Below are 20,127 nucleotides of genomic sequence, written 5' to 3'. Positions count from 1 at the left end.
CATTACTCAAAGGGCTCTGTCAAAAGCCCGCAAAGCCTTGTCAGCACAGGCAAAGGCTCTTATCCTACTGCGACCAATACAAGGAATGGCAAGATTGGCAGCTTGCCCGGACGCACAAGTCCATAAAAAGACACTACAGAGGAATTCTCATGGTCATTGGCAAACCGCAAAGCGATCCCACCCTGGAATGGTTCTTGTCGCACTGCCACATTCATAAGTATCCCGCCAAGAGCACCCTGATCCATGCGGGTGAAAAAGCGGAGACCCTCTACTACATCGTCAAGGGCACTGTGGCCGTCTTGATCAAGGACGATGAGGGCAAAGAGATGATCCTCTCCTATCTGAACCAGGGTGACTTCCTGGGCGAGATGGGGATGTTCGAGGAGAACGAGAACCCCGAGCGCTCCGCTTGGGTTCGCGCCAAAGGCTCTTGCGAAGTGGCAGAGATCTCCTACAAGAAGTTCCGCCAGCTGATCCAGGTCAACCCGGACATTCTGATGCGTCTCTCTGGCCAGATGGCCAAGCGCCTGCAACACACCAGCCAGAAAGTGGGTAACCTCGCCTTCCTGGATGTGACCGGCCGGATCGCCCAGACCCTGCTCAACCTGGCCAAACAGCCGGATGCCATGACCCACCCGGATGGCATGCAGATCAAGATCACCCGTCAGGAGATAGGCCAGATCGTCGGCTGCTCTCGTGAAACCGTGGGCCGCATCCTGAAGATGCTGGAAGAGCAGGAGCTCATCTCTGCTCACGGCAAGACCATTGTGGTATTTGGCACTCGCTGATAACCCATCCGCAGGCCTGACTGAGGCCTTGGGATAAAAAAGGCTGCTACGGCAGCCTTTTTTGATCCTCTCCCCTATAATCCCGAACGCCCTTCACTGTTCCGGCATTCGCCCAGAGAGTTACTATGCATCTTCAATGTCCCCGCTGCCGCAGTCCGCTCCATCTTCATGAAGCCTCCCAGGGGCGCTATTGCGACAACAAGCATCACTTCGATCCGGCACCGGAAGGTTATCTGGATCTCATCCCCGGCAAGAAAAACCCCAAAGACAGCGACAGCCGCGCCCTGATGCGCGCCAAACACCATTTCCTGGAAGCCGGCCACCAACTGCCGCTGGTTGAGGCCATGGCCGCTCTACTCGCTCCGCTGGCCCCGCAAGAGCTGGTTCATCTGGGATGTGGTGAAGGCTACTACTGCCGCGCGCTGGCAGAGCGCCTGCCCGGCTGGCAGTTTGCTGGGGTTGATATCGCCAAGAACACCATCTTTGCCGCCAAAAAAGCGCAGCCGGACGGCCAGTTTGTCATTGCCGATCCCGCCCGTGCACCGCTGCAACCGGGCTCTGCTCAGGTGCTGCTGGTCAACGATCTCAAGGTCAAGACCGAGCAGCTGGTCAGCTGGCTGGCCCCCGGTGGCTATCTGCTCTATCTGCAGCCGGGCCCCCGTCATCAGTGGCAACTGCGGGTCAGCCTCAATCCGGTGAGTATGGAACACCCTTTAAGCTGGCCCTCGCTTGCCGGTCTCCGACTGGTAAGCCAGGAGCGCTGCCAGTTCCCTATCTCTATGGATCAGACCATGCGCGCCTTTATTCTGGAGACAAGCCGTCTCGGCTGGCGCGCCAACGGCGAACAGCGCCATGCCTTTATCCAGCAAGGTCCGGCACAGCTGGAACAGGATTTGCTGATGACACTGTGGCAAAAAGCAAGCTGACCGCCTGACAGGAGCACGGCAAGTGCTCCTGTCCCATTTTCCTCCCGCCACTCTTCTCCCCCTTCGTGATTCGCCTCACAACTTGAGTCATCGACCTTATTGGTCAGGCCAGCTTTAATGTCAAAACAGCCAATAGAGAATAATTCATTGAATTTAATCTCTTTTTAACCTGTCAAAAAACGTCATATCCAGTATCAACAGCGCCCTTCAGCACCAAATTAAACGACGACAGATTCAGGCCCAGTCAAGGTTCAAGCGCCTACCGTGTGGCTATCGGACCCTTTCCGATTTCCATAGAACCGACCACAGGTTCGGAAGTGTTTACATCAGAGGAAATAAGGATATGAAAAAGTCTGCACTGACTATGGCCATCTCCAGCTTGCTGCTGGCCAGTGGCGCCCACGCTGCTACCGTTTACAACCAGAACGACACCAAGCTGGATATCGGTGGCCGTGCCCAGGGTGCCTACTACGGCACTGACAACAACAGCGCCGAAGGAGATCAGAGCTACTTCCGTCTGCACGTTGCTGGCGAGACCAAGATCGCTCCCGAGATGAAGGCATTCGGCTTTGCCGAATACAACCTGCCGACCTCCGGTTCTGACAACGATGAACTGCGTTACGCCTATGCCGGCATCCAGCACGATCGCTTCGGTGCCTTCAGTTATGGCCGTCAGGATGGTCTGTTCACCAAGGCCGTAAACAACTATACCGACGTACTGCCCGAATGGGGTGGTGATGGCCTGGGCAAAGATACCGAAGTATTCGGTACCGGCCGTACCAACGGTCTGGCTCAGTACATCTTCAACTACGAAGGTCTGACTCTGGGTGCCCAGTTCACTGGTAACAATACCCCGCAAAATGCTGGCCGCAGCGCCATTGCCGAGTCCTTCAACGGTAACCTCTACAACGGTGAGAGCTGGAACAGCACTGGTTCCAAAGAGGGCTTTGCCTTCTCTGCCAACTATGACTTCGATATGGGTCTGAGCCTGGGCGCTGCATACAACCAGGCTGGCAAAACTGCCGAACAGGCCCGCTACGCAGCCTTTGGCGGCGAGAAAGATGCCAAGCTGATGGGCTTCGGTGCCAAATATGCTGCAGGCGACCTCTATCTGGCGGCAACCTATTCCCACGGTGAGAACCACCTGTTCGTCAACAACGGCTACGCCGAGAAGATGGATGGTTACGAAGCCGTTGCCCAGTACACCATCGGCAAGTTCAAGCCTTCTCTGGCTTACCTGCGCACTGACGTCAAAGATACTGCCCACGGCATTGACGACACCTACACCGAGTACGTATCCATCGGTGCCTGGTACAACTTTACCGAGAACTTCAACGCCTACGTTGACTACAAGCTGAACCTGCTTGACTCTGTTGATGGCAAGTCCACCAACTCTCTGGGCAAGAACACCGACGACGTTGTTGCTGTCGCCCTGCAGTACAACTTCTAAAAGGTTGACTGTCGGTTATACCCTGTGAAACCAATGTCTACTGTTTGAATTTCTTCCGGCCGCTCTGCGGCCGGTTTTTTATTGCGCGTTTTCAGCACCTTGCATATAACTATCGAGCGGATAGCTGTAATTTCAGCCCGTTGGACAAGCAAGGATGCGCAAAGAGGGGTGCAGGGATGACAGAGTTACTCGGAAAACGGTGGGGGCCACTGTGGCCAGTGTTACTGTTGCTGGTGAGCATCGGCTGGAGCGGGAATAGCGCCGCCAGTAGTGAGCGCAACCTCTATCAGCAGCTTGGGCTGGCCGGCAAACTCGACAGACAAACCTTTCAAAAAGCCCTTGTCAGCTATCAAAGCGTACGCAGCAAGCAAAAATCCATCCTGACCATCATTGATTACAGCAAGCCTTCGACTCAGCGCAGGCTGTTCGTCATCGACATGAAACGTCACAAACTGCTTTATCACACCTGGGTAAGCCATGGCCGCAACTCAGGTGAACTAGCCGCAGAGCGCTTTTCCAACCAGCTCAACTCCCGACAAAGCTCCCTCGGCGTCTATCGTACCGCAGAAACCTACTTGGGCAAGCATGGCTACTCCCTGCGGCTGGATGGGCTCAGCCCCGGCAAAAACTGCAATGCCCGCAAACGTGCCATCGTGGTGCATGGCGCCGCCTATGCCAGCCCAAACCATCTGCGCAAATATGACAAACTGGGCCGCAGCTGGGGCTGTCCCGCCCTGCCAAAGGAACAAGCCAGGGCCATCATAGATACCATAAAAGGGGGCAGTGTCATCTACGCCCACGGCTAACGGGCACAACACCATAAAACACAAGGCCAGCAATCGCTGGCCTTGTTTGTCACGCTCTCACACTAAACGGGACGAGTTATTGGCGCACCACCAGGACCGGGCACGGAGCATGACGCACCACGGATTCGGCAACGCTGCCTACCAGCAGATGGCTGATGCCGGAGCGGCCGTGACTCCCCATAACGATCAGTTCAACCTCGTCTTCCTTGGCCTGGATAATGATTTCATCCGCTGCCCTGCCAAAGCGAATATCAAACGTTGCCGGAATAGGCAGGGTGGCAATCAGCTCTTTGAGTTGGGCTCTGGCCTGACGCTCCATTTCGTGAGTGATCTCAACGGCTGTCATATGAAGAATTTTGTAACTGTCAAAGCCGTGCAGTTGGTCTACGACATGGATCAGCTTGAGCTGGGCCTCATGGCTCTGCGCCATGAATACGGCATAGTCGAGTACCGCCCGGGACATTTGGGAAAAATCGACAGGACAAAGCAGAGTTTTGATCGATGGCATAATGCAGTCTCCTCTACTGATTGGGGTACTATTGAATCTTGAGTTCATCATAACCATCAGATTGAAAATAACTCTCGACCCTGTCGCAAAATGAACATCAGGGATTTTTTCTGTACGCCGTCGCCATCAATGCCATGGTATAAAGTAGGGTATCAGTGTTTTTTCCTCTGCCCCAGCGAGGCCAGCTCTGACCATGCTACGCATCTGTCTGTTGCTCTGTTGTCTGTTCACTGCGGCGAATTGCCGGGCAGAGTCTATTGACGTTTATTGCGATGATTGGCCCGGTTTTTGTCAAAAGGATGGCAAAGGCCTCTATCTAGATCTGGTGCGAGCCATCTACCAGCCTCACGGCTATCAGGTAACCCCCCATATTGTGCCCTATAAGCGCGCTCTCGCTGTCATTGCAAAAAAAGGGGGAGATATCGCCATGGGGGTATATCGCGATGAAGTATCCGGCGTCCAGCAATCTCGCTATCCGGCATCAGCGGATGACCTGGCCGTGTTCATGCTCAAGAAATGGCAACCCCAGTGGCAAGGGGAGAAAAGTCTGGAAGGGCAAACCGTGATATGGCGGCGGGGCTGGGCATTCGACAAGTACATTGCGGTCACCATGCAGTGGCATGAAATTGACAGCGATGAGCTGGCCCTGCAACTGCTTGGTAAAGAGCGATATCGCTTTTACCTCACTGCCGGCGTGCTCTATGTGGATGAGGCTATCCCTCCCGAGCTGCATCGCGTCTTCCTGCGCTGGATCCCGACCTATCCCATTTTTGCCGATACCCAGCAAGGCAACCGGATGTTACAGCTCTGGGATAAGGGAATGGTTGAGTTGATCCGCAGCGGGGGTCTGGCAGAGATCTATAAGCACTATCAACTCTATGACTACTATCAGGGTTTTATCGAAGAACTGGAACAGAAAGTGGCTGCCAGTCCTGCAGACTGAATGATAACGTTGCGCTAATTACTCTCCCCTCATTCCCTTGGCCAAGCGGTCGTAGAGGATCACATTGACCGAGGCCGCCAGATTCATACAGCCACTGGTCGGCACATAAACCACATCTTTCACCGCGCCATAGAGGGCAGGATCGAGCGTACCATCCTCCGGCCCGAAGATATAAAAAGCGCGTTCCGGATGGACATAGTCGGGGAGCGGTGTAGCGCCGTCGATCAGATCGACCACCACGGGCACGCATCCCTGCGGGATAAACGCCATCAGATCATCCACCCCGAGCAGCGGGATCTTCTCCACCATCTGCTTGGTATCAGTGGCAAAGCGGCGCGCCAGCTCGAAGCGGTTGCCGGTGTAGTAGACCTCGTCCACCCCGTAACAACCCGCAGCCCGCATCACGGAACCGACATTTTCCGGGGACTTGGGATTGACCAACCCCACGCAGCAGAATGCACTCTTTTCCATCATCTCTCCTCATCTTGCGACGGCCATTATAAGCCGTTGCAGGGCCACCGACCCGTTAAAAGTCCCCTCCCCAGCTAAACCGCTTGCCAACCCAGCTTTGAATGTCGGTTTTTTGTGCGCAAGCCGACAAATTTTGTACAAGCCGATAGCCAGCAAACGTTTCCCAGCAATAATGGACAAACGTTTGTAAATGGATGTTTGTCTATGACTGAGCGTGAACAAGAGATCCTAGCCCTGCTGCGTCAGGATCCCATGATTGCCCAGCAGGATCTGGCCGATCGCCTCGGCATCAGCCGCTCCGCGCTGGCCAGCCACATCTCCAGCCTGATCCGGCAGGGATATGTGCAAGGCAGAGGTTATGTACTGCGAGAAGGCCCCTACGTAGTGGTGATCGGCGGTGCCAATATGGATATTTGTGGCACCAGCCATGACAACCTGCTGCTCGGCGACTCCAACCCGGGCAAGGTGCGCACCTCGGCAGGTGGTGTTGGCCGCAATATCGCCGAGAATCTGGCGCGGCTCGGCAGCGACACCCGGCTGCTTACAGCGGTCGGCAACGACCAGTATGGTCATCATCTGCTGGAGGTAAGCCAGCGGGCCGGCGTCGATGTGCGCCAGACCCTAGTGCTCGATGGCCACACCACCTCCTGTTATCTCAGCCTGCATGATGGCAGCGGCGAAATGAGCTGTGCCATCAATGACATGGCCATTATCGAGCAGCTCACGCCTGCCCGCCTGACACCCCTCGCAGGCTTTCTCGGCGGTGCCCGGCTTTGGGTGCTCGACACCAATCTGGCCATCCATACCCTCGACTGGCTGTTCGAACGGCAGGGGGATCACGCCATCTTTGTCGATACCGTTTCGGTGGCCAAAGTGGAGAAGATCCGCCCCTGGCTCGGCAAAATCCACACCCTCAAACCCAATCGCAGTGAGGCCGAACAGCTGTGCGGCATGACCATCGCCGGGCCCGAAACCTGGCCCATGGTGGCCGCCTGGTTCCACCGCGCCGGGGTCAAGCGACTGTTCCTCAGTCTGGGTGAACAGGGGATCTTCTACAGCGATGGCGAGCAGCAGGGCCACCTGCCGGTGCTGGGCAGTCCGGTACTCAACGTCACCGGCGGCGGGGATGCCTTTATGGCTGGCCTCGCCCACGCCTGGCTGCAAGAGCTCGACATTGCCCAGACCACCCGCTTTGCCCTGGGCTGCGCCGCCCTCACCGTCAATTGTTCCGATACCGTTTTTTCCGGTCTGAGCAAGACCGCCGTTGACCGCATACTGGAGGAGTACTCATGCTGAACGCTTACCTCGATATCCAACCGGAAGTGGCTGCCGCACTGGCCGCTGGCAAACCGGTCGTTGCCCTCGAATCCACCATCATCTCCCACGGCATGCCCTATCCGCAAAACGTGGAGACGGCCCGTCAGGTGGAGCAGGTGGTGCGCGATAACGGCGCCATTCCGGCGACCATCGCCATCCTCGACGGCCGCCTCAAAGTGGGTCTCGATTCGGGGGCGCTGGAAGCGCTGGGCCGGGCTGGCCACGACGTGACCAAGTGCAGCCGCCGCGACATTCCGTTCGTGCTGGCGCGCAAGGGGATGGGGGCCACCACGGTCGCCTCCACCATGATCATCGCCGCCATGGCGGGGATCCGGGTCTTTGCCACCGGCGGTATCGGCGGGGTACATCGCGGTGCGCAAGAGACCTTCGATATCTCGGCCGATCTGCAGGAGCTGGCACAAACGCCAGTGGCCGTAGTCTGCGCCGGAGCCAAGTCGATCCTCGATATCGGGCTGACGCTGGAGTATCTGGAGACCCAGGGCGTGCCGGTGATCGGCTATCAAACCGAAGAGCTGCCCGCCTTCTACACCCGCGAGAGCGGCTTCAAGGTCGATTATCGCCTCGATACCCCGGCAGCCATCGCAGAGGCGCTGCGCCTCAAGTGGGAGCTGGGACTGGCGGGCGGCGCCGTGGTTGCCAACCCCATCCCGAGCGCACACGCCATGCCAAAAGCCGATATCGACGCAGCCATTGCCCAAGCGCTGCGTGAAGCCGATGAGCAGGGGATCAAGGGCAAAGCGTCTACCCCCTTCCTGCTGGCCCGCGTCTGCGAGCTGACTGGCGGCAACTCGCTGGCGGCCAACATCCAGCTGGTACTGAACAACGCGGCCCTCGGTGCCCGGATCGCTGCCAGCCTGTGATCGCACGCCGATACCTCGCCATGTAAAAGAGGGCCTCGCGGCCCTCTTGTTGTTTTTGCTATCTACTGTGCTATTGCAACGCTGCGTTATTGTAGTACCACGCGCCCATTGAGTGGCTGCACCGGCCGGTTGTTGGGGTGGTGCATCACCGCCTTGAAGGCGTCGATCTGGGCCTGACTGACCTCAACCGGCTGCTTCATCACCAGCCAGCGCACTCCTTCCGAGCAGGGAGGCGTAGTAAGGGAACCGCTGAAGCGATAGTAGTCACGATTCTCGGGCAGCAGTTGCTCAGCAGAGAGTGGCGCCTTGAGGGCCTGGATCTCCCCCACTTTGGCCGGTAGTTCACCCCAGGCAGCCGCCAGCGCAGGATTGGCCTTGCCAGCCTCGAACATCACCGCCACCACGGCGATCTCTCCCTTGTCACTGACATGCACCAGATGCCCTTCCAGCGGATAGGATTTGCCCTCAATGAGGTTTTCACTCGGGGCGTGGAAGTGGAACTGCTTGAGCTCAAACCTGGTGCCATCGAGTTGCAAGGTGCTGCCTGGGGCATAACCGACCTGCACGGTATGACCGTTGTTGACCACTGTGTTGCCACCCGCATGATAGTGGAGTACCAGCGGGGCCAGTTTGGCCTCGACCAGCCCGCTCAGATCGACCGGAGACTGATTGCTGCCCGCACACAGACCAAATTCCGGGGTCAGCTTGGCCCAGTGGGCAGGCCCCGCCTCGCCGCTATATTCCCAGTGGGGGGTGGCAGCAAACACGACAGGGCACAGCAACAGAGAGCAGGCCAACAGAGACTTTCTCATCATACATCCTTATCTTGATTGAAAAGCACGACCATCCCCTCCCCCGGATAGCGGGGCATGCAGAGATGGTATATCTGATACGCGGGATACAGAACATCAGAGCGACTTTCTAATGGTAACGAGCACGGGTTGGTCAATCGGTTGGACCGCGGCTCAATACAGAGTCGTTTGGCAAGTATATGGTGAGGGATCGACAGAGACAGTGAAAGAGGGGGAAATTAATCAGCCGGCTATCCACTCATCGTCTGGCGGATACGGGGCAAGGTTCAGGGAGTCACGCTTTCATAACAACCATCCATCACAACCATCGCGGGAGTCCGGGCTCCCGCGATGGTTGCCGATAACGGCAATTAACGGTCGCGATTCAACGCGATCAGACGATCAAGAATCGCTTCACCATCGGCACGCAAACCGTTGTGCTCATATTCATTGGTGATCCAGGCACGACTGTTGCCCAGGCCACGCAGGGTCTCGCGGCTGTAGTCAAACTCCACATACATATCCTCGGCATAGACGGCGCAGGCTACCGGCACCTTGTTGCGGGCCAATTGTGCCGGGTCATAGAGCGCCCCCCAGTCCGCCTTGTTGGCCAGCAGATGAGCCGCCTCTTTCAGGGGCAGCAACTCGCGAAACTGCTCGAACATCCAGGGGTAAACCATCTCGCCGGTGAAGGCGAAATCCTTGCCGGGCGCCCAGTTCACCGCAGGAAACTCCCCTCTGACCCGATCCGCCGCCCAGCGAGTCGCCTCCCCTTCGGCGTAGATAGCCTCGTGCAGAATGGCAAACAGCGGGTTGGTATTGAATGGCTGCATGCTCTGCACCTGATAGAGAAAGGCCGGGCTCAGCTTGTCACCGATAAAGGCCTCCTCCAGCAGGTAATAAAGCTCCTCGAAAGCACCCGTAGCGCCGAGATCCAGCCCTTGCTGCTGGAACTGCTCCACCGTCAGGCGCTGGCCGTTGGGCAGCCGCACATCGTGATGGTGCAGATGGTTGGCCAGCCGGTTGGAAATCCCCTGAGCGTGGGGGAAGCGGGCGAAGAAGGCACGGTTCTTGTCAGCCACCCTCTGGTAGGTGGCACGGTAAACCTCCTCGGCACTGCGGCTGATCGGCGCGATACCGCCGGTGATATAGACCTCCCGCAGGCTATCGGGGAAGAGCGAGAGATAGGTCAGGCAGCAAAAACCGCCAAAACTTTGCCCCAGCAGGCTCCAGCGATGCTTGGGGCTGAGCTCCTGCCGGATGAACTCAGCATCTTGCACTATGCTGTCGGCGCGAAAATGGCTGAGATACTCCGCCTGCTCGGTCGGTGTCATTTTGGCCAGAATATGCCCATGGATGGGGCTCGACATCCCGGTGCCACGCTGATCCAGCAGCAGCACTCTGAACTCCTGCAACGCCCGCTTGAGCCAACCACTGTTAGCCGTCGGGCGCGGCGCCCCGAATCCCGGCCCCCCTTGCAGAAACAGCAGCCAAGGGAGCTTGTCATCGAGTTTGTCTTTGCAGCAGAGGGTGCGGGCAAACAGGGTAATGCTGTCACCATCCGGCTCATCATGATCGAGGGGAACGGTAAAAAAGTGCGGCTCGCAATGAATGCCGTCCAGTACATAGCTCAAGGGGCTGTTCATCTGGGATCTCTCCGTCAGGATGGGAACATCATTGACCCCATCATATCCTCGCCCAGCCACAGGGTCACTCCGGTTTTCCAAAATGTTAACAATGGCTTAAAGGTCGAAACATCACCAGACAAGCAGCTCTTCAACGGTGCTGAATTAATTGTTTTGCGGGGGAGATTGACGCCATGGCGCCATTCAACAAAGATGGCTCGCCTGCACAGGAGTGCAGCCATTCAGGCCGACAAAATAGATAAGGGAATGTGATGAAACCGAAGTGGATCAGGGCCAGAAAAAGAGAGAAGAAGCCATGCCCTGGCAGCATGCTGCAGACCGGAATACTGCTGTTCAGTGCCACCTGTAGCGCGACGCTCTTTTTGGCAGCATGCAACAGCAACTAGAAATGAAAAAGCCCGCTCAATTGAGCGGGCTTTTCGAATTTGGCTCCTCCTACTGGACTTGAACCAGTGACATACGGATTAACAGTCCGCCGTTCTACCGACTGAACTAAGGAGGAATTGTGGTGCCCAGAGACGGAATCGAACCGCCGACACGGGGATTTTCAATCCCCTGCTCTACCGACTGAGCTATCTGGGCAACGGCGCGCATTAAACCCTTTCCAGCGCAGAGTGTCAACCATGATGGCACGATAAAAAGCACGTTCGCTCAACAACTGAACGCAATGAACGGTTATTAGCCGTTTCGGAGCAGAAATCTGCCTAACCGTGACCCGTCTCATATATGAATGATCACCAAACCGCGGGAAATCACGGCCTCTATAGCTTTGCCACATTGAGCCGAATCCACTCTGCGAGTATGCTTTGCCGCAATGATACCGCCTGGAGGCAACATGAGTCTGAATATGCAAGAGTGGCGTGAAGAGACCACCGAGATCGTCAACGAACTGCTGGCCGATGGCAGCAATCCCGATGCGGATTACGACATCGAGCACCACTTCGCCTGCCAGGATTTCGACCGTCTGGAAAAAGCAGCGGTTGACCTGTTCAAGGCCGGTTTTGAAGTGACCGATGCCGAAGAGATGGAACTGGATGACGGCGCAACCATCTTCTGCTTCGATGCCACCATCGAGTGCAAGCTGGATGTCGAAGCCATCGTTGCCGATATCGAAAAGATGCTGCCCATCCTGGAAAAATACGGGGTGGACTACGATGGCTGGGGCACCTACTTTCAGGATTGATCCCTGCCACAAACAGAGAGGCCACCTGCGGGTGGCCTCTCTGTTATTGCAGACTGTCACAAATAACTGGCGGCAAACTGCTCGGGCGGCAACGGGGGGCTGAACAGATAACCCTGTAGCCGATCACACCCCGCCTGGGTCAGCCACAACTGTTGCTCGACGGTTTCCACCCCTTCTGCAGTAATGCAGATCCCCAGCTCATGGCCAAGTCCGATGACCGATCTCACGATGGCGGTGGTGGCACTGTTGCTGACCAACCCCTGGGTGAAGCTGCGATCCAGCTTGAGCGTGGCGACCTTGAGCCTTGGCAGATAGGCCAGCGAGCAATACCCGGTACCGAAATCATCGATGGCCAGTTGAAAACCGGCGGCGATCAGGTTATCCAGGTTGGTCTCGATCTCATCGGCATTCTCCATCAAGACTCCTTCAGTGATCTCCAGCTCCAGCTGGCCTGCATTCAGACCATGACGGGCAATGCAGCCCTGCACCTGCTTGCAGAGCGCCGGATCACGAAACTGCAACGGCGAAAGGTTGATGGAGAGTACCATATCCGGCTGATCGGTTTGCCACTGGGCCAACTGAGCACACCCCAACTCCAGCATCAGTTGACCAAGTTGGCCGATGATCCCCATCTCTTCGGCCAGTGGAATAAATTCTTCCGGCGAGATCATGCCAAGTTCAGGATGCGGCCAGCGGCAAAGCAATTCTGCACCACAAAGCTGATGGGTTGTGCTGCTGATAATGGGTTGGTAGACGGCAACCAGCTGGGATGACTTGATGGCGAGCGGTAACTGGGCGGCGATCAGTTGACGCCGCTTGAGCCGGGCGTGCAGCGCCGGATCAAACAGAGTGCAGTACTGCTGCTGCCGCTTGCCCTGCGCCAGCGCCGCTTCAGCATGGCTGAGCAACCGCTCGGCATCGCTTGCCCGCCCCTGAGCCAGCCCCAGAAACACCGGGATCTGGATACGATGCTCTTCCACCTGATAGTACTCCATCAACTGCTGCTGCAGATGCTGGTTCCACTCCTGCAACGGCTCGTTGAAATCGGGGAGTAACAGACAGAAGTCATCGGCAGCCACCCGGCAGAGCAAGGTTCGCGGCGGAACCAATTGCTGTAGTCGCTTGGCCACCTGGCTCAGCAGGCGATCAGCAATCCGGATCCCGAAGCGATCGTTAACCTCACGAAAGTGGTGCAGATCGACCAGCACCAGTGTGGCGCTGCGGCCCCCCAAATGGCGGCTGGTCTGCAAGAAACGGGAGAGTTTGAGCAGCCCGGTGAGGCTGTCGTAGTGCTGCTCCTGCTGCAACTGTGCCTGAGTGGTGCGCAAGCCAGTGATATCGCGCCCCAGCGTCAGGATCCCGAGGGAGTGACCATCCCCATCGGGGACATCGACCCGGGTGATCTCCATGTGCCGTCCCTGCCCTCTGGCATCCAGCAGACAACATTCGCCGTGGCCCATCCCTTGGGGTGCCGCCAGCCGGAACGGCAGCTGCTGACCCAGCACCTCATTCGCCCCCTGACCAATAAAGTCGAGAAACGCCTGGTTGCACTCCAGCAACACACCGTTGTGATCATCGAAACGGATCAGGTCAGGGATGGCATCGAGCAGAAAACGCTGCAACACCTGCTGTTTTTTGACCGTCTGTTCCAGGTGCTTGCGCTGGGCAATCTCGTTGACCATTCCGAATACGGCATATGGCTCACCCTGAGCCGTGTAAAGCGGGATCTTGTGCACCTCCATCCAGCAGGTCTCACCACCCCGATTACAGTGCAACTGTTGATGAAGCAAGGGAACGCCCCCCGTCAGCAACTGCGCGTCCTCGGTACGAAATACATCGCCCCATGGCATCTCTGCATCACTCTTGCCGACCACCTCGGCGGGTGAACCCAGCTTGGCCTCAATGGCAAATTCACGATTGGCAAACAGGTAGCGACCATGCCTATCACGACAGAAGATACTCATTGGCAACTGGTCGATGATCTGCTGAAGCAGATCCGGGGTAAGCATGTTGGTCACAGGGGCGCTTATGGAGGAATTTCGAGCAAATCTATGATAGCAAACCAATTTTGTAAAGCACCCCCGGTAACCCCTCCGTTTACACCGATGCAGCACGCATGCTGACAGAGGTTGTCGCTCAGGTGATAATAGGCACCGGTTGGCCAATGGCCTGATAAATGGACGAGAGAAGCAAGATGAAAAAGATGATGGGGTGCGCATTGGCGCTGCTGCTGGCAGGTTGTGCTGGCGACAATAACGGTGGTGAGGAGTATCGCTACAACCCGCCGGTCGCCAAGGCGACCAACAATACCCAGGAGATGGCGATCCCGGTGGATCTGGTGTGGGCTCGCGCCGAAAAGTGGTTCACCGACCACGGCCTCACCATCGAAAACAGTCAGCGCGGTGCCGGCCTGATGACCGCCAATGTCAACCAGTCGGCCGACGGACTTGAGTGGCTGGACTGCGGCACCATGGGTTCCAAAGTAGCACTGGGCAACCCTGACCTGCAGATCAACCTGATCATCACCCAGAGCGGCAACAGCAGCGTGGCCACCGTCAACGTCAAAGGCAACACCGAGCTGTTCTTTGTGGAATCCTCAGGCGAGCGCGTATCAGCCCCGTCCATCAAGCCGGTCTGCGTCTCCCGCGGCACCCTTGAGCAGAGCCTGTTTGCCACACTCGGCAACTAATTTCGCCTCCCTGCCAAAATAAAAAAAGCGGCAGATTGCTCTGCCGCTTTTTTACTGTCCCGAGTTGGGCTTACTTGTCGATATCGAGCATGTTGTTGGTCAACATGTAATCGATCACTTGGTTGGCAGTAGTACCTGCCCCCCCCGTCAGACTATCGAAAGTATGGTTCATCAGCACTATTTCCTGAGTCACCGACGCAGTACTGCTCTCCTTGACCTGTAGATGTACCCCTTCATTGTCCTCGAACACCGACAGCAGGCTCTTCAGATCGTTCTGGTTACGAGAACCGTCGTGATCCAACAGGTCGCTCAGATCCAGCTTGTCACCTTCCGCCTTGGAGAAGTCGACCACGTAATCCTTGGCAACGCTGCCTGCGGCGGTATCGCCCTGCAGCCAGGTGAAGGTATCGGCACCGCTATCCCCCTTGAGAATGTCATTGCCAAGCCCGCCAACCAGGATGTCATTGCCCAGACCACCGATCAGGTTAACGTCGCCAATACCACCAAACAGGGTATCGTTGCCGCTGCCACCGTACAGGGTATCGTTGCCGCTCTCGCCATACAGGGTGTCGTTGCCGGCACCACCGAACAGGATGTCGTTGCCGGCACCACCGAACAGGAAGTCATCGCCACCCTGACCGAACAGGATGTCGTTGCCATCCCCGCCAATCAGCACGTCCGCCTTGTCATTGCTGGAGGACTGATCGAACTCGCTGGCATGGTCCGTGATGTAGTCATGGACCTGGGCATCGGTCACCGAGCCTGCGCCCAGCTTGCCGGCCACATACTGCTTGATGGCCGCGTAGCCTTCACCGTTGATACTGGCGAAGTGGATGGCATCCCCGAACAGGATGTCGTCGCCAGCACCGCCGTCGATCCGGTCACTGCCCGGCAGGTTATTCACCGAGGTGCCCAAGATGGCGTTGGCCAAATCGCTGGCGTTGACGCCGGTCATGATGACGCCGTCAGAGTCATAGGACTTGAGATCGTTGTAGGAGATGTTGGCCCCCAGTCCGATCGCTTCTACCGTAACCCCCATCCCAGTAAGCAGCCCAAAACCTGCTACCGAGTTATTGATAGTTGAGCTGGAGGTAGTGCCGCCATCACCATCCAGTGTTGAGTAGGTATATCCCCCCCTACCATCCGGACGCATAAAACCGATCGGGTTGCTGTATCTACCATCGGCATACACTCGGCCAGCGCTGTCGATGATGGTGTAGCCATTGGAGCTATATACCCGACCCGGAATATAGGTGCCACCAAGCAGACTGTTGAGATAGACGTCATAGCTGCTACCTGAGAAATTCAATACCCTCGGGTTGGAGCCTTCGTTACCGAGGTAATAAGTTGGCTGACCATCGGTAATGAAATAGGACAGATTCTTGGCATTACTGTTACTTTGAGCCGTAGAACTACTGAACCAGTTAGCAACCGTCTTGAACACATCTTCATAGTTGGTCCCCCCTCCGCTACTCATGGAATCGATTACAGCCTGCAGCTGATTCAAGGCATTGCTGTCTTTCAGGTTCACACTAATACTGGCATTCGACAGAGCATCAAAGTCAACCAGCATGATGTTGACTGTACCAGCCCCTTCGCTACCTGCGCTCGCTTTGAGGCTGGCGAAGATCTGTGCCAACTGGCTCTTGATGGTGTTCATGGCGCTGGTGCCGATACTGCCCGAGCTGTCGACCATAAAGGCGATGTTGTAGTTCTGGCCCGGCAGTACCACGCTGCCATCCAGATCCCCGACCACGATATTGTGCTCGTTGCCATAGCTGCGGTTCTGATCGCCCGGCTCCCCTTCGGTGGAAAGGAAGTAGCTCATGCGGATCGAATCCTGATCCGATGCACTGCTGGTCTGATCGGTCGCCACTTCCTTGGCAATGGCTTCTACCTTGAGGTCGAACTGGCCGGCACTGCTGCCCGGCACCCGCAGGGTCAGACCGGTCAGTTTGACGTCCAACGCGCTCTGGTTCCACAGACCGGTCAGCGTCAGCGTGCCATCGGCCCCCACGGTACCTAGCACGGTGGAGCCCTGATAGAGGGTCGACCCCGTCGGCATGCCGGTCAGCACCAGGCTGTCGAACTGCTCGCTACCATCACGGTCGGTCAGGGAAGCAGTGATCTCGAGCGGGTAATCCACCACACTCGGCTCTACCGCCGTCAGGGTGCCGTCGGTCTGGTTGAACTGGTAAATGCCGTCATCAAACTGCACCAACTCGATGTCGTAGAGCGACTTGCTGATGGTGACGCCGTTCTCCTTCACCAGGAAGTTGAAACCGCCGTCACTTCTGCGCTCGATGACATAGTTGGCACGCGAGCCCATCAGTACGGCCAGGTCGGTACCGGCGCCGCCAAACAGGGTGTCGCCACCCAATCCGGCCACCAGGATATCGTTGCCGGTACCGCCGTCGAGGGTGTCACCTGAGGTGGAGTTGCCACCGACCAGCACGTCATTGCCAGCACCGCCGACGAAGTAATCGCCGCCGCCCTTCACGCTGACGATATAGTCATTGCCGTTGCCGCCCACCACTTGATCCTGACTGGTGGTGCTGTCGGTCAGACTATTGGTGATGCCAAAGTTGCCCTTGTTGAAGTTGCTGCTCTGGAACGCCCCGGTGGAGATGCCGGACGACGGGTACTGGGTATAAAGCGGGACGCCGTTGCCGGTCAGGCTGATGTCGACCACCGGCTTGTCCGCGACCGCCGTGATATCGATCACCAGCTTGCCTGAGTTACTCAGGTTGGCACCATCGCTGATCTGGTAACCCAGAGTGGCGTAGTCCCCTTGCTGGTTGCCCGTCGTCGTACCGCCACCATTGAGGGCATTGCTGCTGGATTCATTGAGACTAGGCACAAAGCGCAGATGGCCGCTGTCGATATCGGCGTAGGAGACAAGATCCCCCACCTTCACTGCAATCCACTGGCCAGCAGCGTTCAGGTATTCCAGCTTGCCGCTCAGCGGCAGGGTGTTGATCTGCACGCTCAGGTCAGAAGCGGCCTGATCATCGCTGGCACCAAACTGGGCCCACTTCAGCACCAGTGGCGCGTCCTCCTTGCCGGCACTGTAGCCACCCGTGGTCACCGGCGCCCGATCGTTGTCCACTATGGTGCCGGTCCCGCTCTGCCCACCGATGGTCACCGAGAGGGTCTCGTTCGTTTCGACCAAGCGATCGTTCACCGTCGGGATGGTCACAGTGAAGTCCGACACGCCGGCTGGTACCGTGATCTTGCCGGTAGTGCTGTTATAGGTCACACCATTGCTGAACTGGGCATTGCCCCAATCCTGGTTGGAGGCGGGGTTGTTGCCCGAACCACGAATGGCGAAATCGTATTCAGTCGCTTCCTGGGTCGCATCTGACAGGGTGACTTTGTGCAGCAGATTGCCCCCTTCGGTTACGCTCTCGCTGGAGACTCCCTGAACCAGCGGCGTGAAGAGAGGCTTGGTTGCAAAGGAGCCAATGCTGGCGTCGCCGTCACCATCCACCACCCGGACCTGGAAGTCGATGTCGCCATCACCCAGAGGTTTGGACATGCGCTGATACTGGAAGAACTCCCACTTGCCTGTGGCCGGCGTAAACTCCAGCTTGAAGATGAGGTTGCCGTCCGCATCCTTCCCGACCAGGGTATTAGCGCCGCTGGCGGTGATGGCGATGGCAGAACCGGAAGCCGTTCGCAGACCATTTTCGAAGGTTGCCGGGTCCATTACCAGCCCGATGGAGCCCTTGCCATCCGCCCCCCACTGCGGGGTCACGGTGCCAGAACCATAGGCGATTGCCTGCGCCGTGTTGGAACCGAGGAACTCGATGCTCTGTACGGTGAAGTCGCTGTTGTCGGAGGTATTGGTGCTGCCGTTGTTGGTCGCCTTGATCACCATGGTATCAAAGCCACCCTGCTGCACCTGGAAGTTCTGGTTGAACTCCCCACCCGATGCGTTAGAGTTGAATATCAGGGTACTGATCAGTACACCACCGCGATAGAACTCCACGACCCCGCTCTCCAGCTCGCCGCCAAACATCTTGCTGAACTTGATGTTGGCGCCGTAGGCAACCTTGCCTGCATCCAGCCTGACGATCAGCTGCTCGGAGGCGGACGATCCGTCGGCAAAGTGACGGAAGTCAATCTCGTTGGCGAGGTTGTGGTAAGGCGCAGCTCCGCTGGCCACCCCCAGCCCCGAGCTGGAACCGTTGACCACCGCCGTTACCAGTGAGGAGTCTGTTGCCGACTTGAAGCCCAGGGCGCTGATAGTAAAGCCCGCCATGTTCAGAGTGCTCTGGTTGCCACTGTACCTGGTCAGGTCAAAGAGCCCGGTCAGCACGTTCGGAATATCGGTCTTCACCACGGAAACGGCATCGCTGTTGTCGGCAATGGGGGAGTCGTCCTCAACGCTGACATCCAGCTTTTCCTTGGTGACGCCGCTGCCATCGGAGACCTCCACATCCAGCTGGAACGACAACTTGTCTTCCGAGGTCGTATCCCCGTGGTCGAGGGGACCTTTGAGGGTTACGTCATAGGTCCACTCACCCTTTCCACTGGCATTGGGTGCCGTCAGCTTGACCTCGACCACAGCCTTGTAATCGGCGCCGCCAATCACCCCTGTGTAGCCAACCAGCGTCTTGCTGCCCGCATCCCAGCTCCACTGGACCTTTGCCCCACCGGACGTCAGCCCGGCCGGTCCATTCAGGGAAATGTTGAGTGTGCTGCTGTCGATGTCGCCCACCGAGAGGGTACCGGACGCCTTGATGGCATTGGTGGTATCCGGATTGCCGACCGTGTCGGCAATGCCGTTTGCCAACCCCTCTTCAGAGACGACAACCCCGTTGGAGATGGTCAGCGTCGGCAGATCGTTGACCGCATCCACCTTGATGGTCACGGTTGCGGGACTCGCATCCACGGCGCCGTCGTTGTCTACCGCCGCATAGTTGAAGCTGGTGTTGCCGTTCCAGTTCGTATTCGGTGTGAAGGTGAGGTTGCCGGCGTCCGCTACCGCAATGCTCTGATCCACTGTCACCGCAACCCCGTTCAGATAGAGGATGCCGTTGGCAGGCAGGCTCTTGATGGTGAAACTCACCACGTTGCCATCAATGTCGCTGCCACTGAGGGTCGGAATGGCGATGCTGGCTGCATCTTCCTGGCCGTTTGCCTGCTTGTTCGCCGTCTCCGGCGCTTCATTCAGGATCTGCGCGTTGTCGCTGCCCGGCTGTGAGACGTTGCCCGCCTTGTCGGTCTGGGTCGCCGTCACCGTCAGCGACTTGCCGTTGGCCGGGGTCGTTTCCGTCCAGCTGATGGTGCCGTTCTGATAGCCGTAGCTCTTGCCATTGCTTGACAGCAGGGTGCCATCGGCCTTGAGCATCAATTGGACAGTGCTGTTCACCCCGCCATTGTTGATAGTCAGCGTCACCTTGCCGCCCGCAACCAGGTCTGCGTGATTGATCCCGGCACGTACCTGGATCTGATCATTGCCAATCTCGGCCTTGGTCAGCATTTGGTCATTATTGGTGTCATCAACGATGGTCACGGTCGGTGCTGAGGAAGCTACGCTGTCCAGGATCGCGTTCTCGCTGTCGGTCGCCGGGTTGCCCGCCTGGTCAGTCACGTCCGCCTTGACGGTGAACTTGCCATCCGCCAGGCCGCTGGCCCCCAGGTCCACGGTGGTGCTGAACTTGCCGCCGCTCACGGTCGCCTCGAAGGTCACCGACTTGCCGTTCACGTCGGTCACGGTCAG

The 20,127-nt window shown here is 57.5% G+C and carries 15 protein-coding genes and 2 tRNA genes; 9 read left to right on the top strand and 8 right to left on the bottom strand.

Annotation, left to right across the window (positions count from 1 at the left end):
• Nucleotides 1-149: 149 nt before the first annotated feature.
• The 4 genes from crp to G5306_RS08795 all read left to right on the top strand — a co-directional run bounded on the left by crp (nt 150) and on the right by G5306_RS08795 (nt 3,970).
• Nucleotides 150-788 carry a cAMP-activated global transcriptional regulator CRP gene (gene crp / locus G5306_RS08810; RefSeq protein ID WP_005335304.1) on the top strand — a complete coding sequence of 213 codons (639 nt, stop codon included), beginning with the start codon at nt 150-152 and terminating at the stop codon, nt 786-788.
• 125 nt (nt 789-913) lie between these two features.
• The gene (locus G5306_RS08805) at nt 914-1,714 is read left to right on the top strand and encodes a putative RNA methyltransferase (protein ID WP_247823346.1); all 801 of its coding nucleotides are present in this window, start codon (nt 914-916) and stop codon (nt 1,712-1,714) included.
• Nucleotides 1,715-2,057: 343 nt separating this feature from the next.
• Nucleotides 2,058-3,164 (top strand): porin, encoded by a 1,107-nt coding sequence (locus G5306_RS08800; RefSeq protein ID WP_227342031.1) that lies wholly within the window; start codon nt 2,058-2,060, stop codon nt 3,162-3,164.
• A gap of 176 nt (nt 3,165-3,340) precedes the next feature.
• Entirely contained in the window at nt 3,341-3,970 is a 630-nt protein-coding gene (locus tag G5306_RS08795) for a murein L,D-transpeptidase catalytic domain family protein (RefSeq protein WP_216952974.1), read from the top strand.
• A gap of 76 nt (nt 3,971-4,046) precedes the next feature.
• On the opposite strand, the gene G5306_RS08790 is transcribed toward G5306_RS08795, so the two are convergent.
• Entirely contained in the window at nt 4,047-4,478 is a 432-nt protein-coding gene (locus G5306_RS08790) for a universal stress protein (protein WP_216952973.1), read from the bottom strand.
• Nucleotides 4,479-4,671: 193 nt separating this feature from the next.
• On the opposite strand from G5306_RS08790, the gene G5306_RS08785 reads away from it, so the two are divergent.
• Complete coding sequence (locus G5306_RS08785) at nt 4,672-5,421, top strand: substrate-binding periplasmic protein (RefSeq protein ID WP_421312748.1); 750 nt, start codon at nt 4,672-4,674, stop codon at nt 5,419-5,421.
• Between the two features lie 18 nt (nt 5,422-5,439).
• Here the strand turns inward: G5306_RS08785 and G5306_RS08780 are convergent, their stop codons facing one another.
• Entirely contained in the window at nt 5,440-5,892 is a 453-nt protein-coding gene (locus G5306_RS08780) for an RNA methyltransferase (RefSeq protein WP_216954310.1), read from the bottom strand.
• Between the two features lie 204 nt (nt 5,893-6,096).
• Here G5306_RS08780 and G5306_RS08775 point away from each other — a divergent pair, with 204 nt between their 5' ends.
• Together G5306_RS08775 and G5306_RS08770 are read left to right on the top strand one after the other, a co-directional pair.
• Nucleotides 6,097-7,188, top strand: a complete 1,092-nt coding sequence (locus tag G5306_RS08775) for a PfkB family carbohydrate kinase (protein WP_247823347.1) — start codon at nt 6,097-6,099, stop codon at nt 7,186-7,188.
• A complete protein-coding gene (locus G5306_RS08770) occupies nt 7,182-8,090 on the top strand; it encodes a pseudouridine-5'-phosphate glycosidase (protein WP_247823348.1) in 909 nt (302 codons plus the stop codon). Before G5306_RS08775 ends, G5306_RS08770 begins: the two co-directional genes overlap by 7 nt.
• 86 nt (nt 8,091-8,176) lie before the next feature.
• Here the strand turns inward: G5306_RS08770 and G5306_RS08765 are convergent, their stop codons facing one another.
• The 4 genes from G5306_RS08765 to G5306_RS08750 all read right to left on the bottom strand — a co-directional run bounded on the left by G5306_RS08765 (nt 8,177) and on the right by G5306_RS08750 (nt 11,109).
• Nucleotides 8,177-8,902, bottom strand: coding sequence for a carbonic anhydrase (locus G5306_RS08765; RefSeq protein WP_201989967.1), 726 nt, complete (start codon nt 8,900-8,902; stop codon nt 8,177-8,179).
• A 350-nt stretch (nt 8,903-9,252) separates the two neighbouring features.
• Nucleotides 9,253-10,527 (bottom strand): alpha/beta hydrolase, encoded by a 1,275-nt coding sequence (locus tag G5306_RS08760; protein WP_201989823.1) that lies wholly within the window; start codon nt 10,525-10,527, stop codon nt 9,253-9,255.
• 426 nt (nt 10,528-10,953) lie between these two features.
• A tRNA-Asn gene (locus G5306_RS08755) sits at nt 10,954-11,029 on the bottom strand.
• A gap of 4 nt (nt 11,030-11,033) precedes the next feature.
• Nucleotides 11,034-11,109 (bottom strand) — tRNA-Phe (locus tag G5306_RS08750).
• Between the two features lie 265 nt (nt 11,110-11,374).
• Here G5306_RS08750 and rraB point away from each other — a divergent pair.
• Nucleotides 11,375-11,710, top strand: a complete 336-nt coding sequence (rraB, locus tag G5306_RS08745; RefSeq protein ID WP_216954308.1) for a ribonuclease E inhibitor RraB — start codon at nt 11,375-11,377, stop codon at nt 11,708-11,710.
• Nucleotides 11,711-11,766: 56 nt separating this feature from the next.
• Here the strand turns inward: rraB and G5306_RS08740 are convergent, their stop codons facing one another.
• On the bottom strand, nt 11,767-13,719 hold the full coding sequence (locus G5306_RS08740; RefSeq protein WP_421255407.1) for an EAL and GGDEF domain-containing protein: 1,953 nt from the start codon (nt 13,717-13,719) through the stop codon (nt 11,767-11,769).
• Nucleotides 13,720-13,904: 185 nt separating this feature from the next.
• Between G5306_RS08740 and G5306_RS08735 the strand changes: the two genes are divergently transcribed.
• Nucleotides 13,905-14,399 (top strand): hypothetical protein, encoded by a 495-nt coding sequence (locus tag G5306_RS08735; protein WP_216952967.1) that lies wholly within the window; start codon nt 13,905-13,907, stop codon nt 14,397-14,399.
• Between the two features lie 70 nt (nt 14,400-14,469).
• On the opposite strand, the gene G5306_RS08730 is transcribed toward G5306_RS08735, so the two are convergent.
• On the bottom strand, nt 14,470-20,127 hold a 5,658-nt coding region (locus G5306_RS08730; RefSeq protein WP_421312747.1), incomplete at its 5' end, for a type I secretion C-terminal target domain-containing protein.

The organism is Aeromonas sp. 603404, from assembly GCF_049171775.1.
GTDB classification, from domain to species: domain Bacteria; phylum Pseudomonadota; class Gammaproteobacteria; order Enterobacterales; family Aeromonadaceae; genus Aeromonas; species Aeromonas veronii_A.
The sequence above is the reverse complement of the archived record's forward strand: the minus strand, read 5'-3'. Positions and strand labels throughout refer to the sequence as shown.

Excerpts from the sequence above, each read along its gene's own strand:
- crp (WP_005335304.1), top strand. The coding sequence starts at position 150 with ATGGTCATTGGCAAACCGCAAAGCGATCCCACCCTGGAATGGTTCTTG.
- G5306_RS08805 (WP_247823346.1), top strand. The coding sequence starts at position 914 with ATGCATCTTCAATGTCCCCGCTGCCGCAGTCCGCTCCATCTTCATGAA.
- G5306_RS08800 (WP_227342031.1), top strand. The coding sequence starts at position 2,058 with ATGAAAAAGTCTGCACTGACTATGGCCATCTCCAGCTTGCTGCTGGCC.
- G5306_RS08795 (WP_216952974.1), top strand. The coding sequence starts at position 3,341 with ATGACAGAGTTACTCGGAAAACGGTGGGGGCCACTGTGGCCAGTGTTA.
- G5306_RS08790 (WP_216952973.1), bottom strand. The coding sequence starts at position 4,478 with ATGCCATCGATCAAAACTCTGCTTTGTCCTGTCGATTTTTCCCAAATG.
- G5306_RS08785 (WP_421312748.1), top strand. The coding sequence starts at position 4,672 with ATGCTACGCATCTGTCTGTTGCTCTGTTGTCTGTTCACTGCGGCGAAT.
- G5306_RS08780 (WP_216954310.1), bottom strand. The coding sequence starts at position 5,892 with ATGGAAAAGAGTGCATTCTGCTGCGTGGGGTTGGTCAATCCCAAGTCC.
- G5306_RS08775 (WP_247823347.1), top strand. The coding sequence starts at position 6,097 with ATGACTGAGCGTGAACAAGAGATCCTAGCCCTGCTGCGTCAGGATCCC.
- G5306_RS08770 (WP_247823348.1), top strand. The coding sequence starts at position 7,182 with ATGCTGAACGCTTACCTCGATATCCAACCGGAAGTGGCTGCCGCACTG.
- G5306_RS08765 (WP_201989967.1), bottom strand. The coding sequence starts at position 8,902 with ATGAGAAAGTCTCTGTTGGCCTGCTCTCTGTTGCTGTGCCCTGTCGTG.
- G5306_RS08760 (WP_201989823.1), bottom strand. The coding sequence starts at position 10,527 with ATGAACAGCCCCTTGAGCTATGTACTGGACGGCATTCATTGCGAGCCG.
- rraB (WP_216954308.1), top strand. The coding sequence starts at position 11,375 with ATGCAAGAGTGGCGTGAAGAGACCACCGAGATCGTCAACGAACTGCTG.
- G5306_RS08740 (WP_421255407.1), bottom strand. The coding sequence starts at position 13,719 with ATGCTTACCCCGGATCTGCTTCAGCAGATCATCGACCAGTTGCCAATG.
- G5306_RS08735 (WP_216952967.1), top strand. The coding sequence starts at position 13,905 with ATGAAAAAGATGATGGGGTGCGCATTGGCGCTGCTGCTGGCAGGTTGT.